The sequence below is a fragment of the Rufibacter soli genome, assembly GCF_054781795.1.
The window spans coordinates 1,475,926-1,492,362 of record NZ_BAAGTS010000002.1; the positions used below are offsets into that span (position 1 = coordinate 1,475,926).

General features: G+C 50.7%; 11 protein-coding genes. 6 read left to right on the top strand and 5 right to left on the bottom strand.

From position 1 onward, the window contains the following. Positions 1-5: 5 nt before the first annotated feature. Entirely contained in the window at positions 6-1,808 is a 1,803-nt protein-coding gene (locus tag ACYVJQ_RS08085) for a M61 family metallopeptidase (protein ID WP_460892568.1), read from the top strand. A gap of 415 nt (positions 1,809-2,223) precedes the next feature. On the opposite strand, the gene ACYVJQ_RS08090 is transcribed toward ACYVJQ_RS08085, so the two are convergent. Then, a complete protein-coding gene (locus ACYVJQ_RS08090) occupies positions 2,224-4,170 on the bottom strand; it encodes a KUP/HAK/KT family potassium transporter (protein WP_460892569.1) in 1,947 nt (648 codons plus the stop codon). 375 nt (positions 4,171-4,545) lie between these two features. Here ACYVJQ_RS08090 and ACYVJQ_RS08095 point away from each other — a divergent pair, with 375 nt between their 5' ends. Further along, positions 4,546-4,965 carry a hypothetical protein gene (locus ACYVJQ_RS08095; RefSeq protein ID WP_460892570.1) on the top strand — a complete coding sequence of 140 codons (420 nt, stop codon included), beginning with the start codon at positions 4,546-4,548 and terminating at the stop codon, positions 4,963-4,965. 486 nt (positions 4,966-5,451) lie between these two features. On the opposite strand, the gene ACYVJQ_RS08100 is transcribed toward ACYVJQ_RS08095, so the two are convergent. The 3 genes from ACYVJQ_RS08100 to ACYVJQ_RS08110 form a co-directional block, all read right to left on the bottom strand. Beyond that, positions 5,452-6,075, bottom strand: a complete 624-nt coding sequence (locus tag ACYVJQ_RS08100; protein ID WP_460892571.1) for an FKBP-type peptidyl-prolyl cis-trans isomerase — start codon at positions 6,073-6,075, stop codon at positions 5,452-5,454. A gap of 801 nt (positions 6,076-6,876) precedes the next feature. Next, positions 6,877-10,284, bottom strand: a complete 3,408-nt coding sequence (locus tag ACYVJQ_RS08105; RefSeq protein WP_460892572.1) for a methylmalonyl-CoA mutase family protein — start codon at positions 10,282-10,284, stop codon at positions 6,877-6,879. Positions 10,285-10,651: 367 nt separating this feature from the next. Beyond that, a complete protein-coding gene (locus ACYVJQ_RS08110; RefSeq protein ID WP_460892573.1) occupies positions 10,652-10,969 on the bottom strand; it encodes a hypothetical protein in 318 nt (105 codons plus the stop codon). Between the two features lie 386 nt (positions 10,970-11,355). On the opposite strand from ACYVJQ_RS08110, the gene lepA reads away from it, so the two are divergent. Then, a complete protein-coding gene (lepA, locus tag ACYVJQ_RS08115) occupies positions 11,356-13,143 on the top strand; it encodes a translation elongation factor 4 (RefSeq protein WP_460893586.1) in 1,788 nt (595 codons plus the stop codon). A 292-nt stretch (positions 13,144-13,435) separates the two neighbouring features. On the opposite strand, the gene ACYVJQ_RS08120 is transcribed toward lepA, so the two are convergent. Next, a complete protein-coding gene (locus ACYVJQ_RS08120) occupies positions 13,436-14,074 on the bottom strand; it encodes a carbonic anhydrase (protein WP_460892574.1) in 639 nt (212 codons plus the stop codon). Positions 14,075-14,252: 178 nt separating this feature from the next. Between ACYVJQ_RS08120 and ACYVJQ_RS08125 the strand changes: the two genes are divergently transcribed. The 3 genes from ACYVJQ_RS08125 to ACYVJQ_RS08135 are packed head-to-tail and all read left to right on the top strand — an operon-like array spanning position 14,253 to position 16,427. Beyond that, positions 14,253-14,414, top strand: a complete 162-nt coding sequence (locus ACYVJQ_RS08125) for a hypothetical protein (RefSeq protein ID WP_460892575.1) — start codon at positions 14,253-14,255, stop codon at positions 14,412-14,414. 14 nt (positions 14,415-14,428) lie between these two features. Further along, positions 14,429-15,076, top strand: coding sequence for a TetR/AcrR family transcriptional regulator (locus ACYVJQ_RS08130; protein WP_460892576.1), 648 nt, complete (start codon positions 14,429-14,431; stop codon positions 15,074-15,076). Further along, positions 15,060-16,427, top strand: a complete 1,368-nt coding sequence (locus ACYVJQ_RS08135; protein ID WP_460892577.1) for a TolC family protein — start codon at positions 15,060-15,062, stop codon at positions 16,425-16,427. Before ACYVJQ_RS08130 ends, ACYVJQ_RS08135 begins: the two co-directional genes overlap by 17 nt. Positions 16,428-16,437: the final 10 nt, after the last annotated feature.

The window sequence follows — 16,437 nt, forward strand, 5'->3', positions numbered from 1 at the left end:
TCTCTATGCAAAAAATAATCCATTCTTGGGCGTTAGGCTTTTTAATGCTCCTGGCCTTGGCGGTTTCCTCCTCCGCTATGGCCTCGCCCACCATCACGTACCGTCTTTCCATGCCAGAGCCCTATACCCATTACTTTGAGGTAGAGATGCGCCTGGCAGGATTTAAGGGGAAAAACCTGGACCTTACCATGCCCGTGTGGGCGCCAGGCTCTTACCTGATCAGGGAATTTCCTAAGAATGTCGAGGCGTTTGAGGCAGTAGTTGGGGGTAAAAAAGTGTCTTCCCCTAAAATAGATAAAAACACTTGGCGGGTGGCCTCGGGCGGAAAAGACGTGACGGTTACCTACAAGGTGTACGCCTATGAATTGAGCGTGCGCACTAGTTTTATTGATGCCAGCCATGGCTACCTGAACGGCACCAGCGTGTTCATGTACCCCGAAGGCCATAAAGACCTGCCTTCTACCTTAACCGTTGTCCCGTTCAAAGGCTGGAGCAAGGTGTCTACTGGCTTGCCTTTAGTTGCTGGACAGCCTTTTACCTACCGGGCCGAGAACTATGATGTGCTGGCGGACTCGCCTATTGAGATTGGCAACCATGAGATTTTGACCTTTGAGAGCAACGGGGTACGGCATGACGTGGCCATGTACGGCGATGCCAACTATGAGCCCAAACGCCTCACCGCTGATATGAAGCGCGTGACCGAGGAAGCCGCCAAGGTGTTTGGCGAGTTACCGGTTAAGTATTACCTCTTCATTGTCCATAACCTGGCCGCCGGCGGGGGCGGGCTGGAGCACCTGAACTCCACTACCCTGGGAGCCACCCGCACCGCCTATGGCACCGAGCGCGGGTACAAAGGATTCCTGAACCTGGTAGCTCATGAGTATTTTCACCTCTGGAATGTGAAGCGCCTTCGGCCTAAGAACCTGGGGCCGTTTGACTATAACCAGGAGAACTATTCCAATTTGCTGTGGGTGTCTGAAGGCTTTACGTCTTACTACGCAGACCTGATCACCCGCCGCGCGGGAGTTACCACAGAGCGTGAATTTCTGGACAATATTGCCAGTGACATTACCAGTGTAGAGAACACTCCGGGCAACAAGGTGGTTTCGGCGGCAGAGTCCAGCTTCAATACCTGGATCAAGCAATACCGCCCAGATGAGAACTCCTACAACACGCACCTCTCTTACTACAGCAAAGGTGCCATTCTGGGCATGCTCCTGGACTTGGAAATACTGAAAGCCACCAACGGTACCAAAACCCTGGATGACGCCATGAAAGGCCTGTATGACCAATATTACAAAAAGCTGGACCGCGGCTACACCGATCAGGAATTCCAGAAAGGCATAGAGAAGTTTACTGGCCGCTCCATGGATGATTTCTTTGCTAAGTACGTGTATGGCTATGAAACCCCCGACTACAACTCCTTCCTGGCCACTGTAGGTGTGACGCTCACGGATGTGAACAAAAACCAAAACGTGCCCTTGTTGGGCGCAGCCATCTCCACTACCAGCGGCAAGCCTATGGTCACCATTGTCACCCGTAACGGTAGTGCCTGGCAGGCCGGCCTGAACGTGAACGATGAGATCATTGCCATGAATGGCTACCGGGTAACAGATGACATCAACAAATCCATTCCGGCCTATGAAGTAGGGGATGTGCTGGAGCTGGTGATCAGCAGAGGAGGCCAGGTGATGATCATCCCCGTGAAACTCCTGAAAGACCAGACTGTGAAATACCGCGCCGATAAAGTGGCCACGCCAACAGAGGCTCAGGAAAAAGCCTACGAAAAGTGGACTTCCAGCAAATAACGTTTTGAGCTCGTTTTTCTAAAACCACCCTCAAAACAGCTTTTATCAAAAAGGCCTCCTACTTCAGGAGGCCTTTTGTTTTTAAGGAATGGTTACCTACTGGGACCTACCCCAAGTTTAGCGCTAGTGTAACTTGGGGTTAACCACTGAGTAAGTTTATAAACTTAACTTGGATTCAACCTTTCATCCTTTTAAGGGCCTTTCTTTGGGCAAAAATAAGGGAGTTGATAAACTCCCTACAATGAAAAACCACAAGTTACGCTAGCGCTAAACTTGCGGAAGAGCCTTTTATTTCGAGGCTGTTTTTCCAAAAACAGCATCGAAACGGCATTTGGCTTCCCACCTTTCCTAAATGCAACAGTGGCTCCCAGGAAAGTCCTGGGAGCCACTGTCTTTAAGGGTGATAAAGGAGAGACTAGACAATGCGTTTCATCTCTAGTTGGCGGGCTGGTTTAATGATGAGCGGTACCTTTTCAATTTTCACTGAGCTGGTATCTAGGCCAAACCATTTGCCTTCTGAGGTAGTGAATTCCTTGATGTAGAAGTATGATTGCATGATGGTGTTTTCCCAGAAGGGAAGGTCGTTCTCGTAGCTCAGGAATTTTTCCAACACCACAAACCGGAAGTCTCCAATCACGTTCTGCTTGCTCAAAGAACTATATCGGCTGGTAATGTCTACCTCGCCGTTCTGCACCAGGTCTTCCACCACTTTCCTGAAGAATAGGTTAATGCGCTGCTCTACCCTAAAGCCTAACCTAAAGTCAATCCGGACCACATCCCGCTCGGCCAGCACGTTCACCTTGTACTCCATGGTGTAGGGCTCATCCATGGTGTTCACGTGGATAAACCAGTAGATATCAGCGCGTTTAGGCCTTTTCTGGAAGATGGAATAGATGATTTTAGACTCTATCTCAGAAGTACGCTCAGCGCTGGTCATGAACACCAGGTGGGTGGTGTATTTAGGGATAGACTCATCTTCGCTCAGTTCGCGCAGGGCTGGCACGTATTCTTTAATGGGCACGTATTCAGTCAGGCGTTTCTTGATGTAGTAGGCCCTGAGCCAGATATACATCACGGAGATCAGCAGAAGCCCAATGACCAGGGTTACCCAGCCGCCATGCGGGAATTTAATGAGGTTGGCCGCCAGAAAAGAACCTTCAATGGTTAAGTACACCGCCAAGAACAGCCCAATCCAAACTCTGGCCACTCGCTTCATGAGCAGGTAATAGCTTAGCAGGGTGGTGGTCATTAACATGGTCACGGTAATGGCAAGGCCGTAGGCGGCTTCCATGTTAGCAGACTCTTTGAAGTAGAGTACCACGCCTACACAACCCAGTAACAAGAGCCGATTAATGCTGGGCACGTAGATCTGGCCCTTGACATTGGTAGGATAGATAAGGCGCACCTTGGGCCACATATTCAACCGGATAGCCTCGCCGATGAGGGTAAAGGAACCCGTAATCAAGGCCTGGCTGGCAATAACGGCGGCAATGGTGGCAATGGCAATCCCGAAGATTAGGAACCAGTCTGGCATGAGGCCATAAAACGGGTTGTTGGTGGAAAGCGACGTGAGGTTCTTGCCCTCAAACTGCATCAACCAGGCGCCTTGTCCGAAGTAATTCAACAGCAGACAGGTTTTCACAAAGGCCCAACTGATTCTAATGTTGCCTTTTCCGCAATGCCCCAAATCTGAATAAAGGGCCTCAGCCCCCGTGGTACAAAGGAATACGGCCCCCAAAAGCCAGAAACCGCCCGGATAGTTCACGAGCAGATCATAGGCGTAATAGGGGTTAAGCGACTTGAGAATCTCTGGGTGCTCCAATACGGAAAGGACCCCCAAAAACGCCAGCATACTGAACCAGATGAGCATCACCGGGCCAAAAGCCTTGCCTACAATCTGCGTCCCGAAACTCTGCAACAGGAAGATAAGCGCCAGAATACCGATCACGATAGGTACCGTGGGGATTTCAGGGTAAATGATCTTAAGACCCTCAATGGCCGAAGACACCGAGATAGGGGGCGTGATAATTCCATCTGCCAGAAGGGCGCTACCGCCTAGCATGGCCGGAATAGTCAGCCACTTGGCATGCCGGCGCACCAGCGCGAAAAGTGAGAATATGCCTCCCTCGCCCTTGTTATCGGCCCGAAGGGTCAAAATCACATACTTGATGGTGGTTTGGAGCGTAAGGGTCCAGACAACGCAGGAGATTCCGCCGTACACCAAGGTACCATTAATGGGCGTGGACCCAATAATCGCCTTCATTACGTACAGGGGAGATGTGCCTATGTCACCGTAGATGATGCCAAGGGCAATAAGTAAACCGGCCCCCGAGATACGGTGGGCATGGCTAGTCTGGTTCATTTTGAAAGATAAAAACAGTCCCCCGGTCAGCGCTTTCCTTGCTTGGCCATACTCCTTGATAGGAGGTACACCAGCCCGAAAGCGGCACCCATGGTTGAAGCGTCAAAAATACAAGGTACTTACCAATTTAAATATAGACTTGGGGCATTTTTTAAGAACCGCCTACTTTTCAAATCCAATACCCGGTTTCAGGTATTTAGCCAGAAAAAAACGCAGACAGTTTTATGAAAATTCTCTTTTACAGATGATTTTTCACTAATTGTAAGTATTTGTTATGGTGCACAAACACAGTAATTTACTGCTCATTACATGATGTAAACTTTATTAGCCTTATTTATAAAAATTATTATATTTGAAAAGCTATATAGAAATGATATGAATTCTTCTGAGAATGATTTCTGTACCGTGTCCTTAGATAATTCAAGGCAGGTGGCCACTTTGGTTTGGAAAAGAGACGTGAAACTTCATGAATATCAGGAGGGATGCCGGCAGTTGGCCTCGCTTTTTCTGGACCATAACATAAGTAGGTGTCTGATTGAATCTACGTACCGTGGTAACTTGTCTGCAGAGGCCGAAGAATGGCTGAACACGTTGTATTCCAGTGTAACCCTGCGAACAAACCAACTACAGGTGGCCTTGGTGATGTCTGAGGAGCGCTACCAGAACCTAATCTATAATTATTCTTTAAGACACACGCAGCAGTTAAGTCTCCCTATACAGTTTAATTATTTTACGTGTATAGAAGACGCCAAGGATTGGCTTTTTCAGGAACAGCCGTCCCAGGCAACTGCCTAGCAAATCTTTTATCCCGCGTTCTTTGTAGGGCTTTCCTTTTCTATAGATTGTAGGCCCATTTTGGTTTAGAACCTTAATTTCCATAGCATGGGGAATGTGTGCGCTGATTCCCGTCCTAGTGTTTAGCTTCTTATTTGTCCTTTCTCCTTTTACGCCATCGTCGTCCTCTTTCACCATTATCACCTTTTCCTTTTTGTGCATACAATCCGTTTCTGTCCTCTTGAAAGGTTCTAAGCAGCGACTGGTAATGGCTTGAAAAGTGGGTTACTGCCGTTTTCCCACAAGGCCCTTTTAGGATGACAAAGTGGAATTAAGAGGCCATTGAGGGAAAAAATGAGGGTAGTTTTCCTTAGGCGTGATCCATCAATCTGCTTTCTTTTACCCCGAGGCGGTTTGAGGCATGGCTGAATCTTAGAAGTTCCTATACAAAAAGAGCGCGTGCCTTTGCCAGACACGCGCTCTTTTTATGTAAGAGGTAGGTAGACCTTAGTTGTTCACTGAGATAAGTTCCACGTCAAAGATGAGGGCCGCATTGGGTCCAATATCAGAACCAGCGCCACGGGCTCCATAGGCCAGGTTGCTGGGGAGGAATAGGCGCCATTTGTCACCTTCCTTCATGAGTTGCAAGGCTTCGGTCCAACCGGCAATCACGCCGTTTACCGGGAACGTGGCGGGCTCGCCGCGCTCATAGGATGAGTCAAAAACGGTACCGTCAATAAGGGTGCCATGGTAGTGGGTAGTAACATGTGAGGTCTGGGAAGGGGTTTTACCAGAACCGCTTTCCAACACTTCATATTGCAAGCCGCTTGGCAGGGTTTTTACGCCTTCCTTGGTCTTGTTGCTTTCTAGAAAGGCCTCGCCCTCTTTTTTGTTCTGCTCACCACTGGCCCCCGCCGAAGCCTGCTGTTTTTCCTGCATTTGCATCTGTAACTGCATCATCACAGACTGCACCTCGTTCTGGTCAAGTTTGGAAGGAGAACCTTTCAAGGCCTCTTTTAATCCAAATAGGAGGGCCTCTGGCTCAATTTCAATTCCTTGTTTGGCAAAGTTGGCGGCCATGTCCCGGCCAATAATGTAGCTGATTTTCTGGGTGAGGTCTTTTAATTCCATAGTTTAAGATTTTGCTAAAGGTACGGTTTCTATCTTGAAAGGTATAAATGTAAAGCAGGAGGCCCCTTTAAAAGAGCCTCCTGAGCTACGGTCACCCAACCGTTTACAGGTAAATGATAGGATCTTCGCCGGAAAAGTCTAGAGTGACCTTCCCGGAATGAAGCCATTTGGTAAACAAAAAATAAACCATGCCAATTGCAAAAAGGGACGATATCGTAGTGATGGTTTTCATGGCTTTCTGCTTTGTGAGGTTTATCCTTTAAACGATGATTACTGCCTCGGGTTAATGGCCTAAAATCTCTAAGGTAAGTTGAATTGCAGTAAAGTATATTGTTTAAAGCATTGATAAATAAGGTGATGTGTGGTATTTGAAAAGAAATGATTTAAGCGGGAATGGGCTTGCTGCAAGATAAGGAGCAAGGTAGCACCGTTCATAAAATTACATGGTCACCAGTATCGACTTGGACGTTACCTTTGGGAAGAAGTAAGGCTTTTTAAGCCTGTTTTTGGAAAAACGGCCTCAAAACGGATTATTTGTAAAACGATAATCTCAAACCTTCTAAAGAGAATGGAAGGCATGGGGTGAGCCTAACACTTAAGGGAAGTTAGAAACTTGCGCCATAGTAGGTCCAAGCTGAAAGCTTGAACCAATTTAAAAATGGAAAGTGTTTTAAGCCTATTTTCCGGAAAACAGGCTTAAAGCAGCTCCTGCCATTCAACCAAAGCCCCACAGAAAAAGGGAGCCGATTTACATCAGCTCCCTTCCCTTTAAAATCAAGACTCAAGACTCAGGACTACCATTTACATATTGCGTCTGTACTGGCCGCCTACTGAGAATAAGGCATTGGTGATTTGACCCAGAGAACAGTATTTAGAGGCTTCCATCAAAGCCTCAAAGATGTTGCCGTTCTGCACCGCCACTTCCTGCAAGCGTTTAAGGTGCGCAGGAGCGGTTTCCGCAAAGCGGGCATGCAGTTCTTGCAGCTTACTGATCTGATACTGCTTCTCTTCCTCAGTAGCCCTAATCACCTCAGAAGGTAACACCGTAGGAGATCCAGTACTGCTCAGGAAGGTGTTAACGCCAATAATAGGGTATTCACCGGTATGCTTGAGCGTCTCATAGTACAGGCTTTCCTCTTGGATCTTGCCACGCTGATACATGGTTTCCATGGCGCCCAGGACGCCACCGCGCTCAGTGATGCGGTCAAATTCCAGCAATACGGCTTCCTCTACCAGATCCGTCAACTCCTCAATGATGAATGAGCCTTGCAACGGGTTCTCGTTTTTGGCCAGACCCAGTTCGCGGTTGATGATGAGCTGAATGGCCATGGCACGGCGTACTGAAGCCTCTGTTGGCGTCGTGATGGCCTCATCATAGGCGTTGGTGTGCAGCGAGTTACAGTTATCATAAATCGCATACAGTGCCTGTAGGGTGGTTCTGATATCATTGAAGTCGATCTCCTGGGCATGTAAAGAGCGGCCTGAGGTCTGGATATGGTACTTCAACATTTGCGAACGGGCATTGGCGCCGTACTTCAGTTTCATGGCCTTCGCCCAGATTCTTCTGGCCACCCGGCCAATTACCGCATACTCAGGGTCAATGCCGTTGGAGAAGAAGAAGCTCAGGTTAGGCGCAAAGGCGTTAATGTCCATGCCGCGGCTCACGTAGTACTCCACAAACGTGAAACCGTTGGCCAGCGTGAAGGCCAGCTGCGAAATAGGGTTGGCGCCAGCCTCTGCAATGTGGTAGCCCGAGATGGACACCGAGTAGAAGTTGCGGACGTTGTGGTCAATGAAGTACTGCTGCACATCACCCATCAAACGCAAAGCGAACTCTGTGCTGAAGATACAAGTGTTCTGGGCCTGGTCTTCCTTCAGGATATCGGCCTGCACCGTACCGCGTACCGAAGCCAGCGTACGTTCCTTGATTTGGCCATACACGGCGGCCGGCAGCACTTGATCACCGGTTACGCCTAATAACATCAAGCCAAGACCGTCGTTGCCGTCTGGAAGCGGGCCTTGGTACGTAGGGCGTTTCTGGCCTACTTTTTGGAAAATAGCCTCAATCCGTTGGTTTACCTCTTCCTCCAGGCCGTTCTCTTTGATGTAGAGTTCGCACTGCTGGTCAATGGCGGCATTCATGAAGAAGCCCGTGAGCATAGCCGCCGGACCGTTAATGGTCATGGAAACGGAAGTCATGGGGTCTGCCAGGTTAAAGCCCGAGTACAGCTTCTTGGCATCATCCAGGCAAGCAATGCTTACCCCGGAATTACCAATCTTGCCGTAGATATCGGGGCGTAGATCTGGGTCCTCGCCATATAAAGTAACGGAGTCAAAGGCGGTAGATAAACGCTTGGCGGGTAAGCCTTTACTTACGTAATGGAACCGGCGGTTAGTACGCTCTGGCCCGCCTTCGCCGGCAAACATACGGGTAGGGTCTTCGCCTTCGCGCTTGAACGGGAACACCCCGGCCGTGTACGGGAACTCGCCCGGTACGTTCTCCTGCAGGTTCCATTTCAATAGGTCGCCCCAGGCCTCATAGCGTGGGGTAACCACCTTTGGTATCTGTAATTGCGAAAGGCTGGTGGTATGGGTTTTGATCTTCAATACCTTGTCGCGCACCTTGAACTCGTAGAACTCATTCTTGTAGCTCTGGCGCTTCTCGGGCCAACCTTCCAGCAGTTTCTTGTTCTGTCCATCCAGACGCAGGGCGGTTTCTTCGTAGGCATATTCCAGGCCTTTGATCAGGCGGTCTTTGTCTTCCACCTCAATGGCCTGAATGGCTTCAATGGACTGCCGGATGCCGTACAGTTTCTGCGCCACGCTGGCCTGGTCCAGCACCCACTTGTCATAAGCGCGGTTGTTTTCAGAGATCTCAGAAAGGTAACGCGTGCGGCTAGGAGGGATGATGTAGACTTTCTCAGACATCTCACCGGTGGTGCTCAGGTTGGAGGCAAAGGCTACGCCGGTTTTCTCAGAGATCTTGGCAATCACGGCCTTGTACAGGCGGTTCATGCCCGGGTCGTTGAACTGTGAGGCAATGGTCCCGAACACTGGAATATCGTCATCGTTCACGTCCCAGAGCTGGTGGTTGCGCTTGTATTGCTTTTTCACATCGCGGAGGGCATCCAGGGCACCGCGTTTGTCAAATTTGTTCAGGGCAATGATATCCGCGAAGTCCAGCATGTCAATCTTCTCCAGCTGGGTGGCGGCTCCGTACTCTGGGGTCATCACGTACAGGCTGGCATCTGAATGCTCAATGATTTCGGTGTCTGACTGACCAATGCCCGAGGTCTCCAGAATGATCAAATCAAACTGGGCGGCCTTTACAATGTCCACGGCATCTTGCACGTAGCGGCTCAAAGCTAAATTGCTCTGGCGGGTGGCCAGGGAACGCATGTACACACGGCTGTTGCTGATGGCGTTCATCCGGATTCTATCGCCTAACAAAGCCCCGCCGGTTTTGCGCTTAGACGGGTCTACTGAGATGATGGCAATGGTTTTCTCCGGGAAATCTGCCAGGAACCGGCGCACCAGTTCATCTACCAGTGATGATTTTCCGGCCCCGCCAGTACCAGTTATACCCAGCACGGGAGTGGCTATTTGCTGGTTGTTAGACTCCAGGGAATCTACGCCGGCCAGCAATTGCTCTTTCACCTTGGCATATTCCTCCGGGAAGTTCTCGGCGGCTGAGATAAGACGGGCAATGGATTTAATGTCTTTTTCTTTCAGGTGCTTCACCTCGCCGTTCAGGTTCTGGCCGGTAGGGAAGTCGCATTTCTGCAGCATGTCATTGATCATGCCCTGCAAGCCCATGGCGCGTCCGTCGTCTGGGGAATAGATGCGGGCGATGCCGTAGCCGTGCAACTCCTCAATCTCTGAAGGCAGAATCACGCCGCCGCCGCCGCCAAAAATGCGGATATGACCACAACCGCGCTCTTCCAGCAGGTCATGCATGTATTTGAAATACTCCAGGTGACCGCCCTGGTAGGAGGTGAGGGCTATGGCCTGGGCATCTTCCTGAATGGCGCAGTCCACAATCTCCTGCACGGAGCGGTTGTGGCCCAGGTGAATCACCTCGGCCCCGGAGGCCTGGATGATCCGGCGCATGATATTAATGGCCGCGTCATGGCCGTCAAACAAGGACGCCGCCGTGACAATGCGGATATGGTTTACCGGTTTGTAAGGTTGTACAGAAGTAACGGACATTTGTTAGGTAGCTGGTGAACGTTTTGCGAAAGTACGAATTTTCCGGAAGAACCGCAGAAGGGCACGCTGGTCTAAAAGGGTAGGGAAACCACTGCCCGGAATCCTGGTTTCCGCCTGTTTTAAGAAAAACGGTCCCGAAACAGGAATTGTTATTAATGGTATACAAAAGAGGGGAAGCGCCTGCCAGTTCTTATTCTGGACCATTATGTAAAAAGAAGGCCCGCCCTTGCTGGTGACAACACACAGCGGGGGCAGGGCCTGTTCTTTTAACCATTGAAGGGCGTGGAGTATTTAAGCTCTCAGAATCCATTCTACCGGCTGGACCTCACTTTAGAGAGCGGGTCCAGCCGAATAGAGGTACAAATAACTATTCCAGAATCTTCACTGAAATAGGATCCAGGCGATTGCCAACTTTTTCAACCTGCACTTCCACCTTTCCGCCTTCTTTCAGCTGGTCAAACGGCACAGCATCACCGTTGCGGGTAAGCATAGTAGTCTCAGTGAAATACAGCTCCAACACTTTGTCATCGTCTGTTTTCACGTAGATCTCAGATTTGTCTGCTTCTACTTCTTTTAAAGTCCCCTGGTAAGTGCCAGACTCTACAATATCAGTCTTGTCTCCGCAGCCATAGAAGAACGGCGCCACCGCTACCAAGGCGGGCAGAATCATTTTCGTGATTTTCATAGTTGGTTGTAGTTAGGTGGTAAAAAGGTAAATATAGGTTTTATTTAGTATGAAACGCTAGTTTATCACAGGTGGCTATTTGAGAGAAAGCGCTCATTTTGAATATGATGGTAAAAGGGAAATGGTGCTTAAAGGCTTTTGGCAATCCCAGACAAAAGGCAATAGATAAAGGGACAGTTGCTAGGTCCATAGCTGGTAAATAGGGCGTTTTTCCGTTCTGGTCCAAGTTCGTTTGATTAGAAAAGAAATGGCGTTTAGAGGCTATTTTCTGAAAAACGCCTTCAAAACGCAACCATAAGGAATGAAAAAGTAGCCTTGCCGGCGCCTAATCCATTCCCCCGGCCCGCATTATTTAGTATATTTGCTCTTTGTAATTGATTTCTATGATGAAGAACATTCGCAATTTTTGCATTATTGCGCATATTGACCACGGCAAGAGTACCCTCGCCGACCGTTTACTGGAGTTCACCTCTTCAGTGACCGAGCGGCAGATGCAGAACCAACTTTTAGATAATATGGACCTGGAGCGCGAGCGCGGCATCACCATCAAGAGCCACGCCATCCAGATGAACTATCACTATAAAGGAGAGGATTACGTCCTTAACCTCATTGACACCCCCGGCCACGTAGACTTTAGCTATGAGGTTTCCCGGTCTATTGCCGCCTGCGAGGGCGCTCTGCTTATTGTGGACGCCAGCCAGGGCATTGAGGCCCAGACCATCTCCAACCTGTACCTGGCCATTGGCAACGACCTGGAGATCATTCCGGTGTTGAACAAGATTGACCTTCCCCACGCCATGCCCGAGGAGGTAAGCGACCAGATCATTGACCTCATTGGCTGTGACCGCGAAGACATCGTGCACGCCTCCGGTAAGGCCGGCATCGGCATAGCCGAGATCCTGGCCGCTATCTGTGACCGCATCCCGGCGCCTAAAGGCGATCCAGACGCGCCCTTGCAGGCCTTGATCTTTGACTCGGTATTCAACTCATACCGCGGTATTGAGGTGTACTTCAGGATCATGAACGGCACCCTGCGCAAAGGCGACAAGGTAAAGTTCATTGCCACCGGCAAGCAATACGAGGCCGATGAGATTGGGGTATTAAAGCTCAACCAGGAACCCCGGCAAGTAATGGCCGCCGGTAACGTGGGCTATCTGATCTCAGGTATCAAGAACGCCAAAGAGGTAAAGGTAGGGGATACCATCACCCACGCCGCCAACCCAGACACTATCCAGATCCAGGGCTTTGAAGAGGTGAAGCCCATGGTATTTGCCGGTATCTACCCGGTAGAGACCACCGAGTACGAGGAACTGCGCTCTTCCATGGAGAAGCTGCAGCTCAATGACGCTTCTCTGGTGTGGGAGCCTGAGACCTCGGCGGCCCTTGGTTTCGGGTTCCGTTGCGGGTTTCTGGGCATGCTCCACATGGAGATTGTGCAGGAGCGCCTGGAACGCGAGTTTGACATGACCGTGATTACCACGGTACCTTCTGTGCAGTTCAAGGCCTTTACCACCAAAGACGGAGAGATCAAGGTGAACGCCCCGTCTGAGATGCCGGAGCCTAACTTTATTGACCACATTGAGGAACCGTTCATCAAGGCGCAGATTATCTCCAAGGCCGAGTACATTGGCCCCATCATCTCCCTGTGTATGGACAAGCGCGCCATCCTTAAGGCCCAGAACTTCCTGACCTCAGACCGCGTGGAACTGATTTTTGAGATGCCACTGGCTGAGATCGTGTTTGACTTCTTTGACAAGCTCAAAACCATCAGCCGCGGCTACGCCTCCCTGGATTATGAATTGATCGGATTCCGGGAATCGCATATGGTTAAGCTGGACATCATGCTCAACGGTGAGAAGGTAGACGCCTTGTCTGCCATTGTGCACCGTGACAAAGCCTATGACTGGGGCAAGCGCCTCTGCGAGAAATTGCAGGAACTGTTGCCGCGCCAGATGTTTGAGATCGCCATCCAGGCGGCCATCGGGCAGAAGATCATTGCCCGCGAGACCGTGAAAGCCCTGCGTAAAAACGTGTTGGCCAAATGCTACGGCGGGGATATCTCCCGTAAACGGAAGCTCTTGGAAAAGCAGAAGAAAGGTAAGAAACGTATGCGCCAGGTAGGTAACGTGGAGATTCCGCAGGAAGCCTTCCTAGCCGTATTGAAGTTAGATTGATATCTATTTAGGATAAATAAAAAGCCCCGGCAGCAATGCCGGGGCTTTTTATTTATGTCTTTGGCTGACTAAGAATTCCTGTCAATCTGCTGGCGTAACTGCTTATCTGCTCCAGGAAAAGGCATTATTTCTGCTTTAAAAGGTTTTTCCGTTTTGGGCCTGTTTTCCAAAAACCAGGCTCAAAACGGAAAATGAAAAGTGCCACGTTCTGCCCCGCACACCCGTAAGGCCATTCTAAGAGGATAGGAGCGGGGCTTTGAACCACCAACAATTAACAATCAGCAACAAGCCATCAACTATTTGTCAAGTTGTAAATGTCCTTGATCTCCTCCAGGATCTGACGGAAGTTAATTTCCAGGTCGATGATTTTGCCGGTATGCAGGTCAAAAACCCAGCCGTGCACTTCGGGGTAGCCGTTTTCCTGGTAGCTGAGCTGGAGGGCGGCGGTTTTGATGATATTGGTGCACTGTTCCAGTACGTTAAGCTCCACCAGCCGGTCATAGCGCTTGTGCTCGTCGGTGATGGCGTTCAGCTCTGCTTTGTGGTGGCGGTACACGTCCCGGATGTTGCGCAGCCAGGGGTTAAGGATGCCCAGGTCTTTGGGCTGCATGGCAGCCTTCACGCCCCCGCAGTTGTAGTGGCCGCAGACAATGATGTGCTTCACCTTCAGGTGCCGAATGGCGTAGTTGAGCACCGACATCACGTTCAGGTCCACGTTGTTGACCAGGTTGGCCACGTTGCGGTGCACGAAGGCCTCGCCGGGTCCTAAGCCCATCACTTCCTCAGCGGTCACCCGGCTGTCTGAGCACCCGATATAGAGATACTCGGGGTTTTGATCCTTGGCTAGTTGGCTGAAAAAATCTTTGTTGGTACTAGTCTTCTCCGCAATCCATTTGCGGTTATTCTCAAATATTTCTTCGTACGACGGCATAGTATATAGTTAGGTCTACTTCCAGTAAATGCACCTAAAACTAAAGAATGAATTGCTAGGGCTAAAGAACAGGCCCCACATTTTTTAATTTTTCGTCACTTCACCTTTGGCGTAGCGACCTACCAAGGAAAGAGTCAAGGTTCCGTTTAGGGCATGTTTTTAGAAAAACAGGCCCTAAATGAGATTGTTTCAACAAAGCCAATTACAGGTTCAAGAATTAAGGGTAGAAGCTACAGGTACACTGTTTTCATCAAAATTAGCCCCACCAAACAAGGACAATGCTCAAATTCCTGAAACAAAGGAAAGCGGTAGCTTGTTTATTAATCAATCGATTGATTAATTTTGCGCCCGCAAATGAAGGAAGAGAAAGATAAATCAGAAAAAAGGGAGCATCTGCTCAATGTGGCCGAGCGGGTGTTCGGGGAGATGGGCTATGAGGCGGCCTCTACCCGGCTTCTGGCCCAGGAGGCCGGCGTGAACATGGCCATGCTCAACTACTACTTCGGGTCTAAGGACGGCTTGCTCAAGGCGGTGGTAAGTCGCCGCATCAATGGTATGAAGGAAGGCTTTGAGGAAATTGCGCGGCAAGACCTGACGAATTGGGAGAAGCTCAACCAGCTTCTGCAGTTCTACATCAGTAGGGTGGCTCGCAACAAGTACTTCCACAAAATCCTTTTCCGGGAGATTTCCATGGTGCGCACCTCCAATGAGGTGTCAGACTTTGTGGTGGAGAACGTGCATTACAACATTGACCTGGTGCAGCAGGTGGTGAAGGCGGGCGTGGCCGCCGGGGAGTTCAAGCCGGTTGACGTGGAAATGACCGTGGCCAGCATCTTTGGGACTATCTATTACCTCATCAACTCGCGGCGGCTTGCTTCTAAGATGCTCCACCTGGACATGCTGGATAATGATGTGCTGGAAAAAGACGTGAAACCCCGCCTGCAGGCCTATTTACAGGATAATTTAAAAGCCTATTTACTTAAGGATGAGAGTGAGAAATAATTACGTGCCCGCCCCGCCCGCCTGGAAAAAGGCGGTGGGCGTAACCGTGGCGGTCATTTTGCTGGGGGGCGGGCTATCGTTTCCGGCCCTGTCGCAGAATACCACCCCTTTGAATTTAACCCAGGCGGTTCAGATGGGGCTGCAGAACAGCAAAGCCCTGAAACTCTCGCAGAGCAGGGTAGACCTGGCGGTGGTGCGCTACAACCAGGTTCGGGACCAGGCCCTGCCCACAGGCAGCGCCAGCTATACCTATAACCACGCCGAGATCCCGAGCAACGTGCTCCAGCTCTCCAAAGAGGCCAACCCCCTGTATCTGCCCAAGCGAGCCAATGCGCTCCTGGGCACTCTTTCCCTGCAGGAGGTGGTCTTTGCCGGCAACAAGCTCAAGTACGCCCAGGAGTCCACTGACCTCATGACCCAGGTGGCCCGACTGGATGCCGAGAAAGACAAGGAGGAGATCGCCTTCCAGATCACCAATGCCTACTTCAGCCTCTACAAGCTACAGCAGAGCCAGAAAGTGGTGGCCCAGAACCTGGAGGCCATCAACAAGCAAATAAAGCAGGCGCAGCGCTTCTTTGAGCAGGGTATTGTCACCAAGAATGACGTGTTGCGCTTCCAACTGCAGCGGAGCAATGTGGAGCTGGCTGGCGCCGAAGTGGAGACCAATCGCAAGGTGGTGGCCTACAACCTGGCCGTGTTGCTGGGCCTGCCTGAGAACGCAGAGGTGGCGGCGGCGGAACCTGCCACACCAGACGGCAGTGCTTTCTCCCTGGCCGCGCTGGTAGACAGCGCCCTGGCCCACCGGAAGGAGCTGCAGGCCCTGGCCCTTAATGCCAAAGCCTCCGAGACCAACATCAAGTCCATCCAGGCCGATGCCCTACCCGCCCTGGTGGCCTCAGCGGATGCCTACCACATCAATCCCAGCGGCAGCGTGTTGCCGCCCAAAAACGGCGCCCTGTTGGTGGGCACGGTGGGCCTTACCGCCGCCTGGAACTTTGACCGCCTCTGGACCAATAAAAACAAACTGAGCGAGGCCCGCCTGCAGCGTAGCCAGCTGGACCTGACCCGCGACGTGACCATTGACCAACTGAAAACCGAGGTGAACCGGAATTACCAGAACTACCTACTGGCTCTGAACCGCATCCAGATGCTTCAGACCTCCATTGTGCAGGCCCAGGAAAATGACCGCAGCGAGGCGTCCCGGTACACCAACAAGGTGGCCACCGCCACCGAGCGCCTGGAAGCCCAAACCCAACTGTTCCAATCCCTCATCAACCTGGAGATGGCCAAGGCAGACGCTGGGCTGGCCTACTTCGCCTTACTTAAATCAACCGGAGACTTACTTCCCTAACCCGCACTGT

Coding starts and splice junctions, on each gene's coding strand:
- ACYVJQ_RS08085 (WP_460892568.1), top strand. CDS start 6: ATGCAAAAAATAATCCATTCTTGGGCGTTAGGCTTTTTAATGCTCCTG.
- ACYVJQ_RS08090 (WP_460892569.1), bottom strand. CDS start 4,170: ATGAACCAGACTAGCCATGCCCACCGTATCTCGGGGGCCGGTTTACTT.
- ACYVJQ_RS08095 (WP_460892570.1), top strand. CDS start 4,546: ATGAATTCTTCTGAGAATGATTTCTGTACCGTGTCCTTAGATAATTCA.
- ACYVJQ_RS08100 (WP_460892571.1), bottom strand. CDS start 6,075: ATGGAATTAAAAGACCTCACCCAGAAAATCAGCTACATTATTGGCCGG.
- ACYVJQ_RS08105 (WP_460892572.1), bottom strand. CDS start 10,284: ATGTCCGTTACTTCTGTACAACCTTACAAACCGGTAAACCATATCCGC.
- ACYVJQ_RS08110 (WP_460892573.1), bottom strand. CDS start 10,969: ATGAAAATCACGAAAATGATTCTGCCCGCCTTGGTAGCGGTGGCGCCG.
- lepA (WP_460893586.1), top strand. CDS start 11,356: ATGAAGAACATTCGCAATTTTTGCATTATTGCGCATATTGACCACGGC.
- ACYVJQ_RS08120 (WP_460892574.1), bottom strand. CDS start 14,074: ATGCCGTCGTACGAAGAAATATTTGAGAATAACCGCAAATGGATTGCG.
- ACYVJQ_RS08125 (WP_460892575.1), top strand. CDS start 14,253: ATGAGATTGTTTCAACAAAGCCAATTACAGGTTCAAGAATTAAGGGTA.
- ACYVJQ_RS08130 (WP_460892576.1), top strand. CDS start 14,429: ATGAAGGAAGAGAAAGATAAATCAGAAAAAAGGGAGCATCTGCTCAAT.
- ACYVJQ_RS08135 (WP_460892577.1), top strand. CDS start 15,060: ATGAGAGTGAGAAATAATTACGTGCCCGCCCCGCCCGCCTGGAAAAAG.